The following is a 12,352-nucleotide window of genomic DNA, read 5'->3' on the forward strand; positions in this document are numbered from 1 at the left end:
AGACAGGGGACATGACGGTTCGATGGGGAGTCATCGGGACGGGCGGCATCGCGCGTTCCTTCGTGGGCGACTGCACTGCGGCGGGCGTCGAGTTCGTCGCCGTCGGCAGCAGGACGCAGGCGAGCGCCGAGTCGTTCGCCGCCGAGTACGGCATCCCGCGGGCGCACGGCAGCTACGAGGACCTCGTGGCCGACCCCGACGTCGACGCGGTGTACGTCGCGACGCCGCACGCGCGGCACGCGGACGACGCCCTGCTCGCGATCGAGGCCGGCAAGCACGTGCTCGTGGAGAAGGCGTTCACGATCACCGCGGCGGAGGCCCGCCGCGTCGTCGACGCCGCTCGCCACCGCGACGTCGCCGTGATGGAGGCGATGTGGACGCGCTTCCTCCCGCAGATGACCATGATCCGCGAACTCGTCGCGGAGGGCCGCATCGGTCGGCCCCGCGTCGTCGAGGCCACCCACCACCAGGACCTGCCGCGCGACCCGTCGCACCGGCTGAACGACCCGGCGCTCGGCGGCGGGGCGATCCTCGACCTCGGCGTCTACCCGGTCTCCTTCGCGGTCGACGTGCTCGGTGCGCCGGTCGCCGTCGCCGCAGCGGGCACGCTCAGCGACCAGGGCGTCGACACGCAGATGGGCATCGTGATGACGCACGAGGGCGGGACGCAGTCGACGGTGCACTTCGCGCTCGACGTCCGCAGCCCGAACACCGCGTCGATCATCGGTGAGGACGGCCGGATCGACATCGACGCGACCTGGTACACCCCGACCACGTGGCGGCTCCGCGACCGTGACGGCGCCGTCGTCGAGGAGTACGACAGCCGGGAGGAACTCGCCGGCTACGGCCACGAGGTCCGCGCGTTCGAGTCGATGATCGCGTCCGGCGACCGCTCCGGCGGTGCGATGCCGATCGCGCAGACGATCGCGGTGATGGCAGCCATGGACGAGGCCCGTCGCCAGGTCGGCGTCCGGTACGCGGCGGACGACTCCTCCACAGCCCGGTAGCGCGGGTCGCGGTTCCACAGTCGGCAACCCGGCCTGGAGGCTCCTCCCGCAGTTCCGTAGGATCGCTTCCGATGTCTCCGCAACCGTCCCTCCCCGACCGCTTCCGCGGCGCGTTCACCGCGATCCGCGGCTCGATCGCGCGCAAGCCGATGCCGTGGGCGATCGGCGCCCTCGCAGCCGTCCTCGTGCTCGGGTCCGGGGGAGCGGTCGCGGTCGCCGCTGCCACCGCCCCGACCGCCACTGAGGCACCCGTCGCGGCCGCGTCGCCGAGTGCGTCGAGCACGGCCACGCGCAGCGCGACACCGGAGGCCACGCCCTCCGCGACCGCACCGGCACGCGCCGTGCCGACCGACGCCCCCGGGCCGTCCGCGCTCCGCACGTGCTCGATCGCGGGCGTCGCGTCGGCCGCGGGCCTCGGCAAGTTCGAGGGCTACGTGATGAACGCCAGCACCGGGGAGATGCTCTTCTCCCGGAACGGCGACACCGCGGCCCAGACCGGCAGCGTGATGAAGACCCTCACGACGGCGACCGCGCTGGCCGTGCTCGGCGGCAGCCACACGATCCCGACCACCGTCACCGACGAGGGCAACGGCACGATCGCCATCGTCGGGCACGGTGACGCCACCCTGTCCGTCGGCGGTGCCACGGTGTACCCGGGGGCGCCGACCCTCGCCCAGCTCGCCCAGCAGGTCAAGGCGAAGCTCGGCAGCACGCCGGTGAAGTCCATCGTCACGGACGACACCTACTGGAACGACGCGGACGCCTGGGACCCGACGTGGCCCGTCAGCGAGCGGACGATCGGGTACCAGCCCGAGGTCACCGCGCTGATGGTCGACGGCGACCGCGCAAACCCCGCCGCTGCGACCTCGCCCCGGTCCGAAGACCCGGTCGGACGTGCCGGCACGGCCTTCCGGACGGCGCTCGCCAACGCCGGTGTGGTCGGCGCCGCCAACGCCACCATCGTGAAGCGTGCGACCACCAGCCAGACCACCATCGCGCAGGTGTCATCGCAGCCGGTCTCGACGCTCATCGGGCAGATGATCCCGAACTCGGACAACACCCTCGCCGAGATGCTCGCGCGGATCTCGTCCAAGGAGTCCGGCTCGAACGGGTCGGCGGCCTCGCTCACGGGCGTCTACCAGAAGGCCCTCGCCACCTACGGCACGAACCCCACGGGCATCGTGATCAAGGACGGTTCGGGCGAGAGCGCGTCGAACGCGGTCTCGCCGAACTTCGTCGCGCACCTGATGGTGCAGGTCGCGTCCGGCGCGAAGGGGCTCGGCACCCTGGCGCAGGCGCTCCCGGTCTCCGGGGTGTCCGGCACCCTCGCGAGCCGGTTCACGGGCGCCAACGCCGTCGCCCGCGGCAAGGTGCACGCCAAGACCGGGTGGATCGACAGCGCGAACACCCTCGGCGGGTACATCGACGCCGCCGACGGCACGAAGCTGACGTTCGCGTTCTACGCCATCGGGTCCTCCCGGGCGGCGGCACTGCCCGCGCTCGACGCAGTCACCGCGGCGACGTACTCGTGCGGAGCCAAGCTCACCAACAGCTGACCGGGGTTGGATCGGAGCATGACCAGGGCACTCATCGTGGTGGACGTGCAGAACGACTTCACCGAGGGCGGTGCGCTCGCCGTGGCGGGCGGCGCCGCGACGGCAGCACGGATCACCGCCTTCCTCGGCCGGCACGCCGAGGAGTACGACCTCATCGTCGCCTCGCGCGACTGGCACCACGGCGACGACGACAACGGCGGACACTTCGCCACGGTCGACGCCCCCGACTTCGAGACCACCTGGCCGGTGCACTGCGTCGCGGGTACCCCCGGTGCGGAGTACCACCCCGACCTCGACACCGAGTCGGTCGACGTCCACGTGGTGAAGGGGCAGGGCGAGCCCGCGTACTCAGCGTTCGAGGGCACGACGGAGTCCGGGGAAGACCTCGCCGACGTCCTCTTCGACCACCAGGTCCACGAGATCGGGGTCGTCGGCATCGCCACGGACCACTGCGTGCTCGCGACCGCGCAGGACGGCCTCAGTGCCGGACTCGACGTCGTCGTGTACACGGACCTGGTCGTCGGGGTCGACCCTGCGCGGAGTGCCGCCGCGCTCGAGGAGATCCGGGCAGCCGGTGGACACGTCGAACCGAGCGACATGGACGAGGGACTCGCGAACCCCGGCGGCGCCCAGCTCTGAGCCGGGCGCGCACCGGGCCGGCAGCGGCGGACGGCCGTCGCGGCTGACGGTGTTCGTGCGTGTCAGACGAGGAGCTGGTGCTTCGCCAGGTCCCGGTAGAGCGGCGTCGACTCGACGAGCTCCGAGTGGGTGCCGATGCCGACGACCCGTCCGTGCTCGAGCACGACGATGACGTCCGAGTCGACGACGGTGGACAGCCGGTGCGCGATGACGAGCAGGGTGCGGTCCTCGGCCACGGCGTCGATCGCCAGGCGCATCTTCTGCTCGTTCACCCCGTCGAGGGAGGACGTGGACTCGTCGAGCAGCAGGATCGGGGGAGCGGCGAGCAGCGCCCGGGCGATGGCCATGCGCTGACGCTCACCGCCGGAGAGCATCACGCCGTCCTCGCCGACCTGGGCGTCGAGGCCGCGGGGGTCGCGGTGCAGGACCTCACCGAGGTTGACGGCCTCGAGCACCCGGACGCAGTCGTCCTCGGTGGCGTTCGGCGACCCGAGCAGCAGGTTCGCGCGGATGGTGCCGGCGAGCACGGAGGCGTCCTGCTCGACGTAGCCGATCTGGGCACGGAGCTCGTCGCGGTCGAGCCCGCGGACGTCGATGCCGCCGAGGCGGATCACGCCGTCCGTCGGGTCGTAGAAGCGCTCGATGAGGGCCAAGGTCGTCGACTTGCCGGCGCCGGAGGGGCCGACGAGTGCGACACGCGCGCCGTGCGGGACGCGGAACGACACGTCGTGCAGCACCGCCTGCTCGGTGTCAGCGGCTTCGTCGAGGCGACCAGGGCCTCCCGGCCGCTCGTCGGTCGAGGACGACGCGACCGCACCGTCGGGGCCCGACGCGCCGGACCGGGCGTACCGGAACGACACGTGTTCGAACGTGATGGCGTCGTCGGTCGCGACCGCTGCGGCCGGTCGGACGGCCGCGTCGTCCTGGTCCTCGGTCGGCAGGTGCAGGATCTCCTCGATCCGGCCGAGCGCGCCGAGCGCCTGGGCCACGGCGACCGCAGCGCCCATCGCCTGGCCGAGCGGCATGATCATCATGAAGAGCAGCAGGATGAACGTGATCAGCGTGGCGATCGTGATGGTGCCGGCCGCGACCTGGGCGCCGCCGACGCCGAGGACGGCGATGAATGCCACCTGCATCACGATGCTCGCGACGGGGACGACGAACGCGGACATCTTCGCGATGTCGAGGCCGCGCTTGTACGCCTCTGTCGCGTGGGTGTCGACCTCGCGCACCTCACGCTCGGTGGCACCGGCGGCGCGGATGGTGCGGACGGCGCCGATGCCCCGCTCGACGGCCGCGGTGAGGTCGCCGACCTTCTCCTGCGCGGCCTTCGAGGCGATGCGGATGCGGCGGCTGAGTCCGCCGACGACGACGATCGCGACGATGACGATCGCGACGGTGATGCCGAGGAGCAGCGGGTCGATGATCGCCATCGCGATGATCGCGCCGAGGAAGGTGAGGATGCCGCCGATCGACTCGATCAGCCCCTGCGTGAGGACCGCTCGGAGGAGCGTCGTGTCGCTGCCGACCCGGGACACGAGGTCACCGGTGCGACGCGTGTCGAACTCGGAGATCGGCAGGTTGAGGATCCGCGCGATGAGCTTGCGGCGCGTCGAGAGCACCACGCCCTCACCCGCACGCTGGAGCAGGAAGTGCTGCACGCCGTTGAGGACACCCGACACGATCACCAGGACCACGAGCGCCCACACGAGCATGCTCAGCGTGTTGCCGTGCTGCACGGCCGTGACCACCTGGTTCACGAGGAGCGGCTGCGCCAGGGACGCGCCCGCGCCGAGGATGCTCAGCACGATGATGACGACCATCGCGGGCTTGTTCTCGAACAGGTAGGACAGCAGGCGGCCGAAGGTGGCGCGGGGTCCGTCGGTCTTCTTCGGGCGGGCGAAGGGGGAGCTCATCGTGTCCTAGTTTCTGCCGTACTTCTTGTGCACTGCCTGTCGGCTGACACCGAGGAGCGTCGCGATCTCCTGCCACGAGGCGCCGGCGTTCCGGGCGCGGCGGGCGGCGAGTTCCTCGGTCCGGTCGAGTTCACGACGCAGTTCGCGCACGCTGGCCAGCGCGGAGAACGGGTCGTCTCCTGCCGCCCCTGCTGCGAGGTTCGTGATCGTCGGCCGGTCCATGCGTGTCAACCTACATTGACGCGCCGACGTCTGTCAACCTGAGTTGACGCGCAGGGTGGGCGCGGGCGCGGGCGCGGCGCGGGCGCGGTGCGGGCGCGGTGCGGACGGGTTCGCGGGCGCTTTCCGACACGGCAGAAGTCGATCGACTTCTGCGGTGTCGAATCATGCGGAAGCAGCGTCTGCGTGCGCATGGTCCGACACGACGGGAGTCGATCGACTGGTGCGGTGTCGCAAGAGTGGCGCGGACGCGGGCGCGGGCGCGGGGATGGGCAGCGCGGGCGCGGGGACGGCGCGGGCGCGGGGACGGGGCGGGGCGGGCGCGGCGCGGGCGGCGGTGGCGGGAGGTGCCGACTCGGAACGACAGCACCGTTGTCGTACGACAGCGCCTCTGTCGGTGCGGGGACCGCGCAACAGACCGCCCGAGCAACGGACGACAGCACCGTTGTCGTACGACAGCGACGTTGTCGTTTCGAGTCGGGACGGAACGCGGGCGGGCGGGTAGGCAGGCGGGCACGCGGGCAGGCCGCGGCAGGCCGGCCGGCGGGCGGACGGACGGGAGGCCCGGTGCCAGCTGGCACCGGGCCTCCCGTCCGCGGGTGGGCGCGACTACGGCGCGAGGCTGCCGGACGTGTGCACGTGGCCGTCCGACGCGCCGGCGTCGGCGGGGACCCCGGCGTGTGCGGCCCCGGTGTCGCCGAAGTCGCTGCCGCGGGTCTCGCGGATGAAGAGCAGCGCGACGAGGGTGACGACCGCCGCGATGGTGAGGTAGAGCCCGACGAGGAAGATGTTCCCGTCCGGCTTCCACAGCGCCAGGGCGATCGTCGGCGCGAGCGATGCACCGAGGATCGACGCGACGTTGTACGCGATCGCCGAACCGGTGTAGCGGACGTTCGTCGGGAACAGCTCGGGGAGCAGGGCGCCCATCGGACCGAACGTCAGGCCCATCAGCGAGAGCCCCACGATGAGGAACGTCACGACGGTGATCGGTCCGGTGGAGGCGGCGAACCAGAACTGGAACGTCAGGCCGAACAGCGCGATGCCGATCGTGGTCGGGATGAGGGTCTTCCGGCGGCCGAACTTGTCGGCCAGGATGCCGGCGATCGGCGTGAAGATGCCGAAGAACACGACGCCGATCATGAGCAGCGTCAGGAACTCACCGCGGGAGTAGCCGAGCCCGACCTTGGGGACGAGTGCCGACGCGGTGGAGCCGGTGGTGCCGTAGGACAGCGTGAACGTGGTCATGAAGTAGAAGAGCACGTAGGTGGCGACCATGCCGAAGGTGCCGACGATGAGCGCCTTCCACGAGGTGCGGAACACGCGGCCGAGCGGGACCTTCGCGACGGTGCCGGACTCCTGGACGCCACGGAACACCGTCGACTCGACGAGCCGGAAGCGCACGTAGAGGCCGACGAGCACGAGCACGGCGGAGAGCAGGAACGGCAGGCGCCAGCCCCAGGCCTGGAACTCGGGGTTCGGGCTGCCGTCGGCGCCGGCGGGCATCGCGGCGTTGATCGCGATGAACAGGCCGTTGGCGAGGAGGAAGCCGATCGGGGCGCCGAGCTGCGGCATCGACCCGAAGACGCCGCGCTTGCCCTTCGGCGCGTTCTCCGTCGCGAGGAGCGCCGCGCCGGACCACTCGCCGCCGAGGCCGACACCCTGGGCGAAGCGCATCACGGCGAGGAGGACCGGGGCCCAGATGCCGATCGAGTCGAACGTCGGCAGGCAGCCGATGAGGAACGTGGCGGTGCCCATCACGAGCAGCGACGCGACGAGGGTGGTCTTGCGACCGATGCGGTCACCGAAGTGGCCGAAGATGACCGACCCGACGGGACGGGCGAAGAACGCGAGCGCGAACGTCACGAACGACGACAGCTGCGATGCGGTGGGGTCCTCGTTCGGGAAGAAGAGCGTCGGGAAGACGAGGACCGCGGCCGTCGCGTAGACGTAGAAGTCGTAGAACTCGATCGAGGTGCCGATGAGGCTCGCGACGACGACGCGGGAGCGCGGGTTCGTCTTCGGGGCGGGGGCGTGCGCTGAGGCGGGTGCTGCCGGTGAGGCGGACATGAGGCGGGGAGGACTCCGAACAGTGCGTCGTCGGACGACGCGAGCGGTACCGAACTGCGGACACCGATTCGGTTCGCGGGGTGGCGCGACGGGTCGATCGGGTGCGTTCGGCTGGTGGTGGACCGCTTGTGACGGGAGGTCAACAGTGTACGACGGATGTCGCGAACCTGCGAATCAGTTGTGTGCGCCCGCTTCGAGGTGTGCCGGCAGCGTGTGGCCCATCCGGTCGCGCTTGGTGTCCAGGTACCCGGCGTTCTGCGCGGAGATGCCGACGACGAGCGGGACGAGGGCGTCCACGACGATGCCGTGCTCCTCGAGCTGCCGACGCTTCTCCGGGTTGTTGGAGAGCAGCCGGACCCGCCCGATGCCGATGTCGGCGAGGATGCCGGCTGCGCCGCCGTACGCACGCGAGTCGGCGGGGAGCCCGAGCGCGAGGTTGGCGTCGAGGGTGTCGAGCCCGTCTTCCTGCAGGCGGTAGGCCTTGAGCTTGTTGATCAGGCCGATGCCCCGGCCTTCCTGCCCGCGGAGGTAGACGACGACCCCGCCCTCGGTCGCGATGGTGTCGAGCGCGGCGTCGAGCTGCGGGCCGCACTCGCACTTCAGCGACCCGAACGCTTCTCCGGTGAGGCACTCCGAGTGCACGCGCACGAGCGCACCGTCGGTGGGCGCGGACCCGTCGGGCAGCGCGCCGATGATGGCGACGTGCTCCGCCCCGGTCACGAGGTCCCGGTAGGCGCGCATCTCGAACGTGCCGTGGGTGGTCGGCACGTTCGTGGACACCTCGAACTGGACCGGACTGCCCGGGGTGGGGGAGGTCAGCGCGTCGGTCATGGGGTACTCCGGTCGTTACGGGCCCCGTCGTCAGCGTGCTCGCCGTGACGTCGAGCGGGGTCGGCGTGGACGGGTCGTGCGCGCACCAGCAGGTCAGGGCCGAGGCTGGTGGTCGATAGTACGTCCAACCGCCGACGCTCGTTCATGCTTCCCACGCCGATGTCACCGAGCGCAACACGGGGGCCGCCGAGGAGCACGGGTGCGACGTAGACGAGGACCTCGTCGACGAGTCCGGCGGCGATGAAGGCCGAGGCGACCGTCGGGCCGCCCTCGACGAAGACGGTCCGGATGCCCTGCTCGCCGAGCGCCCGGAGCGCGGCGTGGAGGTCGTGTCCCGGGAGCTGGAGGAAACCGCGCGGGTGCCGGCGGACCGCGGCGTCGGCGGGCACCGGGCGGTCGCCGAGCACGACGGCGAGCGGCTGGTCGGCGAGCAGCTCGCCGGCGTCGCCGCGTGCGGTGAGCGAGGCGTCGTCGGCGAGCACGGTCCCGGTCCCGACGACGATCGCGTCGTGGGCGGCACGCTGTTCGTGCACGTGCTGGCGAGCGGCGGCCCCGGTGATCCACTTGCTCGAACCGTCGGCCGCGGCGGCGCGGCCGTCCAGGCTCGAGGCCCACTTGACGGTGACCCACGGACGCCCATGGCGGACCGAGGTGAGCCAGCGTTCGAGGAACGCGGCCGCCTGGTCCGCGAGGACACCAGAGACGACGTCGACCCCGGCGGCGCGCAGCCGGTCGGCGCCCCCGTGCACGGCCGGGCCCGGGTCGTCGATCGCGTAGACGACCCGACCGACGCCGGCCTCGATGAGGGCGACCGAGCAGGGGCGGGTGCGTCCGGTGTGGTTGCACGGTTCGAGGGTCACGACGACGGTCGCGCCGCGGAGCTCCTCGGGGGCGACCTTCGCCATCGCGTCGACCTCGGCGTGCGGGGTCCCCGCGCCCTTGTGCCAGCCCTCGGCGAGGGTCTCGCCGTCGGGGGAGAGGACGACGGCGCCGACGCGCGCGTGGTCACCGAGCACGGGACCGAGCGCCGCGAGCTCGAGGCCGCGTCGCATCGCCCGCACTTCAGCGGCCGAGGCGCCAGAAGCGCCCGAAGCGCCAGAATCGCCCGAAGCGGCCGCGGATGCGGAGCTCATGCGAGACCCCCACCCGCGGCGTACGACTCCGCCGGCCACGGCAGGTCGGACGCCGGGGCGCCGTCGGCACGCCGGAGCCCCTTCCACGCCGTCGCCGGGGAGCCGTCCCGGTTCGGGATGTTGGCGTCCCCGGTGCCGGTGTACGCGAACCCCGCCCGCCGTGCGACGTTCGCCGACGCGGCGTTCCCCACGTAGCACTCCCAGTACACGTCGGGAGCACCTTGCGCGAACGCCCAGTCCACGACGAGCGACACCGCATCGTGCACGAGCCCCTGCCCGCGGGCGGACGGCGCGAGCCAGAAGCCGATGTCCCGCCGCTCGGTGCGGTACGACACGACCCCTTCGAGCCAGGTGGACCCGTGGCGACGGATCGCCCACGTGTACTCCCGGTCGGACGCCCACCCCGGCCCGACGAGCGCATCGACGAACGCGTTGGCGTCCTGCGGACGGTACGGCGTCGGGATGGTCGTCCAGCGGATGACGTCCGGGTCCTGGCACCCGTCGGTGATCGCCACGGTGTCGGCGCGCGTCGGGACGTCCAGGCGGACCCGGTCGGAGGTGAGCGTGACGGGCAGCACGGTCAGCGCCGGGGACGCGGCACGAAGCCGATGCGGTCGTAGACGCGGGCGAGCGTGTCCTCCGCGATCGCCGACGCCCGGTCGGCCCCGACGGCGAGCAGCCGGTCGAGTTCGGCCGGGTCGTCGAGCAGTTCGAGCGTGCGGGTGCGGACCGGCTCGAGCTCGGCGACGACGGCGTCGGCCACCTCGCCCTTGAGGTCGCCGTAGCCCTTGCCCGCGAACGAGGCCTCGAGAGTGGCGACGGGCGTCCGGGTGAACGCGGACAGGATCGAGAGCAGGTTCGTGACGCCGGGCTTCTCCGCGCGGTCGGCGCGGATCTCCCGCTCGGTGTCGGTCACCGCGGACTTGATCTTCTTCGTGGTGCGCTTGGGCTCGTCGAGCAGCAGCACGAGCCCCGAGTCGGACGCGGCCGACTTGCTCATCTTGCTGGTCGGGTCCTGCAGGTCGTAGATGCGCGCGGTGTCGCTGAGGATCCGGGCGTCGGGGACCACGAACGTGTCGCCGAACCGGGAGTTGAAGCGGTTCGCGAGGTCACGGGTCAGCTCGACGTGCTGGCGCTGGTCGTCCCCGACGGGCACCACCTGCGCGTCGTAGAGCAGGATGTCCGCGGCCATCAGCATCGGGTAGGTGAAGAGGCCGACCGAGGCGGACTCCGCACCCTGCCGCGCCGACTTGTCCTTGAACTGGGTCATCCGGCTCGCCTCGCCGAAGCCGGTGATGGTGTTGAGCACCCAGGCGAGCTGCGCGTGCGCCGGCACGTGCGACTGGACGAACAGCGTCGACTTGGTCGGGTCGATCCCCGCCGCGATGTACTGCGCCGCGGTGCGCCGGGTGTTCTCGCGGAGCGCTTCCGGGTCCTGCGGGGAGGTGATGGCGTGCATGTCGACGACGCAGTAGATCGCGTCGTGCTCGTCCTGCAGGTCCCTCCACTGCATGAGGGCGCCGATGTAGTTGCCGAGGTGGAGGGATCCGGCGGAGGGCTGGATGCCCGAGAAGATGCGGGGCTTGGTCATGAGGTGGTCCTGAACTGCTGGAGGAGACGTGTGGGGAGGGTCAGAGCTCGTAGTCGACGACCACGGGGGCGTGGTCGGACCATCGCTGGTCGTACGCCGCTGCGCGGTCGACCGTGTACGAGCTCACCTTCGCGGCGAGGTCGGGCGTGGCCATCTGGTAGTCGATGCGCCAGCCGGTGTCGTTGTCGAAGGCCTGGCCGCGCCAGGACCACCACGTGTACGGGCCGTCCACGTCGCCCGCCTGCGCACGGCCGACGTCGACCCAGCCGAGGCCCGGGCCCGTCGAACCGTCAGCACCGCTCACCGGCTCGCCGTCCGCCCCGAAGAAGCGGCTGAAGTACGCGCGCTCCTGCGGCAGGAAGCCGGCACGCTTGACGTTGCCCTTCCAGTTCTTGATGTCGCGTTCGTCGTGGCCGACGTTGAGGTCACCGACGACGACCGCGAGCGGGTTGTGCGCACGGACCTTCGGCAGGCGTTCCGTCATGGCGTCGAGGAACTTCCACTTCTCGTCCTGCTTCTCGGTGCCGACCTCGCCCGAGTGCACGTACGTGGAGACGACGGTCACCAGGGTGCCGCCGATCTCGTAGTCCGCTTCGAGCCAGCGGCCGGCGGAGTCGAACTCCGTCGGACCGAGCTCGACGCGGTGGATGTGCGCCTTGTGCTTCGAGGCGATCGCGACGCCCGCGCGGCCCTTCGCCGTGGCGGGGTCGTGCACGACGTCCCACTCGTCGCCGAGGAGCGCGGTGATGTCGTCCGTCGACGCACGGACTTCCTGCAGGGCCAGGACGTCGACGTCGCGCGTGGCCAGCCAGTCGCCCATGCCCTTGCGGAAGGCGGCACGGATGCCGTTCACGTTCACGGATGCGAGGCGCAGGCGAGTCATGCAGAACACCCTATCGGCGGGTGCCGACAGGCCCCGACCCGGCCGGGCGCGGCCCGGGACCAGACCGGGCGCGGCCGTCGACACGGCCACGGAACGGACGGGAGGCCCGGTGCCAGCCGGCACCGGGCCTCCCGTCCGGTCGTGGTCGCGACCGGTGCGCTCAGGCCGCGTCGTGGTCGCGACCGGTGCGCTCAGGCCGCGTCGTGGTCGCGACCGGTGCGCTCAGGCCGCGTCGTGGTCCGTCTTCAGGAAGTCGACCAGGCTGTCCGCCGTGGTCTCGGCGTCGTCGCCGGAGACGGTCAGCGTCACCTCGTCGCCGTTCTCGACGCCCAGGCCGAGGAGCCCGAGGATGCTGCCGGCGTTCGCCGACTTGTCGCCCTTGGCGATCGTGACCTGGTGGCCGGACGCGGTGACGGTCTGGACGAACAGCGACGCCGGACGGGCGTGCAGACCGGATCCGCTGGCGACGGTGACGGTGCGGGTGGCTTCGGACATCGATGAACTCCTTCG

The 12,352-nt window shown here is 71.7% G+C and carries 11 protein-coding genes and 1 pseudogene; 3 read left to right on the forward strand and 9 right to left on the reverse strand.

What is annotated here, in order from left to right; genetic code table 11:
• The first annotated feature begins 11 nt into the window (after positions 1 to 11).
• The 3 genes from EDF24_RS09330 to EDF24_RS09340 all read left to right on the forward strand — a co-directional run bounded on the left by EDF24_RS09330 (position 12) and on the right by EDF24_RS09340 (position 3,202).
• Positions 12 to 1,007 (forward strand): Gfo/Idh/MocA family protein, encoded by a 996-nt coding sequence (locus EDF24_RS09330; RefSeq protein ID WP_123702385.1) that lies wholly within the window; start codon positions 12 to 14, stop codon positions 1,005 to 1,007.
• Positions 1,008 to 1,078: 71 nt separating this feature from the next.
• Positions 1,079 to 2,563, forward strand: a complete 1,485-nt coding sequence (locus EDF24_RS09335; RefSeq protein WP_123702387.1) for a D-alanyl-D-alanine carboxypeptidase/D-alanyl-D-alanine-endopeptidase — start codon at positions 1,079 to 1,081, stop codon at positions 2,561 to 2,563.
• 18 nt (positions 2,564 to 2,581) lie between these two features.
• Positions 2,582 to 3,202: an isochorismatase family protein gene (locus EDF24_RS09340; protein WP_123656072.1), complete on the forward strand. Its 621-nt coding sequence runs from the start codon at positions 2,582 to 2,584 to the stop codon at positions 3,200 to 3,202.
• Positions 3,203 to 3,264: 62 nt separating this feature from the next.
• Here the strand turns inward: EDF24_RS09340 and EDF24_RS09345 are convergent, their stop codons facing one another.
• From EDF24_RS09345 to EDF24_RS09385, 9 genes and pseudogenes are all read right to left on the reverse strand, one after another.
• Entirely contained in the window at positions 3,265 to 5,118 is a 1,854-nt protein-coding gene (locus EDF24_RS09345) for an ABC transporter ATP-binding protein (RefSeq protein WP_123702389.1), read from the reverse strand.
• A gap of 6 nt (positions 5,119 to 5,124) precedes the next feature.
• The gene (locus tag EDF24_RS09350) at positions 5,125 to 5,340 is read right to left on the reverse strand and encodes a hypothetical protein (protein WP_123656074.1); all 216 of its coding nucleotides are present in this window, start codon (positions 5,338 to 5,340) and stop codon (positions 5,125 to 5,127) included.
• A gap of 606 nt (positions 5,341 to 5,946) precedes the next feature.
• Positions 5,947 to 7,404: an MFS transporter gene (locus EDF24_RS09355; protein WP_123702391.1), complete on the reverse strand. Its 1,458-nt coding sequence runs from the start codon at positions 7,402 to 7,404 to the stop codon at positions 5,947 to 5,949.
• A gap of 174 nt (positions 7,405 to 7,578) precedes the next feature.
• A pseudogene (ribA, locus tag EDF24_RS09360) lies at positions 7,579 to 8,220 on the reverse strand (GTP cyclohydrolase II); the annotation flags it as partial.
• Positions 8,221 to 8,231: 11 nt separating this feature from the next.
• Positions 8,232 to 9,287: a bifunctional diaminohydroxyphosphoribosylaminopyrimidine deaminase/5-amino-6-(5-phosphoribosylamino)uracil reductase RibD gene (gene ribD, locus EDF24_RS09365; RefSeq protein WP_185021618.1), complete on the reverse strand. Its 1,056-nt coding sequence runs from the start codon at positions 9,285 to 9,287 to the stop codon at positions 8,232 to 8,234.
• Positions 9,288 to 9,364: 77 nt separating this feature from the next.
• Positions 9,365 to 9,946, reverse strand: a complete 582-nt coding sequence (locus EDF24_RS09370) for a GNAT family N-acetyltransferase (protein WP_185021619.1) — start codon at positions 9,944 to 9,946, stop codon at positions 9,365 to 9,367.
• Between the two features lie 2 nt (positions 9,947 to 9,948).
• On the reverse strand, positions 9,949 to 10,959 hold the full coding sequence (gene trpS / locus EDF24_RS09375; RefSeq protein ID WP_123702399.1) for a tryptophan--tRNA ligase: 1,011 nt from the start codon (positions 10,957 to 10,959) through the stop codon (positions 9,949 to 9,951).
• Between the two features lie 40 nt (positions 10,960 to 10,999).
• Positions 11,000 to 11,842, reverse strand: a complete 843-nt coding sequence (locus EDF24_RS09380; RefSeq protein WP_123702401.1) for an exodeoxyribonuclease III — start codon at positions 11,840 to 11,842, stop codon at positions 11,000 to 11,002.
• 222 nt (positions 11,843 to 12,064) lie between these two features.
• Positions 12,065 to 12,337 (reverse strand): HPr family phosphocarrier protein, encoded by a 273-nt coding sequence (locus tag EDF24_RS09385; RefSeq protein WP_123656081.1) that lies wholly within the window; start codon positions 12,335 to 12,337, stop codon positions 12,065 to 12,067.
• Between the last annotated feature and the right edge of the window lie 15 nt (positions 12,338 to 12,352).

The organism is Curtobacterium sp. PhB130 (assembly GCF_003755165.1).
GTDB lineage: Bacteria > Actinomycetota > Actinomycetes > Actinomycetales > Microbacteriaceae > Curtobacterium.

Excerpts from the sequence above, each read along its gene's own strand:
- EDF24_RS09330 (WP_123702385.1), top strand. The coding sequence starts at position 12 with ATGACGGTTCGATGGGGAGTCATCGGGACGGGCGGCATCGCGCGTTCC.
- EDF24_RS09335 (WP_123702387.1), top strand. The coding sequence starts at position 1,079 with ATGTCTCCGCAACCGTCCCTCCCCGACCGCTTCCGCGGCGCGTTCACC.
- EDF24_RS09340 (WP_123656072.1), top strand. The coding sequence starts at position 2,582 with ATGACCAGGGCACTCATCGTGGTGGACGTGCAGAACGACTTCACCGAG.
- EDF24_RS09345 (WP_123702389.1), bottom strand. The coding sequence starts at position 5,118 with ATGAGCTCCCCCTTCGCCCGCCCGAAGAAGACCGACGGACCCCGCGCC.
- EDF24_RS09350 (WP_123656074.1), bottom strand. The coding sequence starts at position 5,340 with ATGGACCGGCCGACGATCACGAACCTCGCAGCAGGGGCGGCAGGAGAC.
- EDF24_RS09355 (WP_123702391.1), bottom strand. The coding sequence starts at position 7,404 with ATGTCCGCCTCACCGGCAGCACCCGCCTCAGCGCACGCCCCCGCCCCG.
- ribD (WP_185021618.1), bottom strand. The coding sequence starts at position 9,287 with ATGCGACGCGGCCTCGAGCTCGCGGCGCTCGGTCCCGTGCTCGGTGAC.
- trpS (WP_123702399.1), bottom strand. The coding sequence starts at position 10,959 with ATGACCAAGCCCCGCATCTTCTCGGGCATCCAGCCCTCCGCCGGATCC.
- EDF24_RS09380 (WP_123702401.1), bottom strand. The coding sequence starts at position 11,842 with ATGACTCGCCTGCGCCTCGCATCCGTGAACGTGAACGGCATCCGTGCC.
- EDF24_RS09385 (WP_123656081.1), bottom strand. The coding sequence starts at position 12,337 with ATGTCCGAAGCCACCCGCACCGTCACCGTCGCCAGCGGATCCGGTCTG.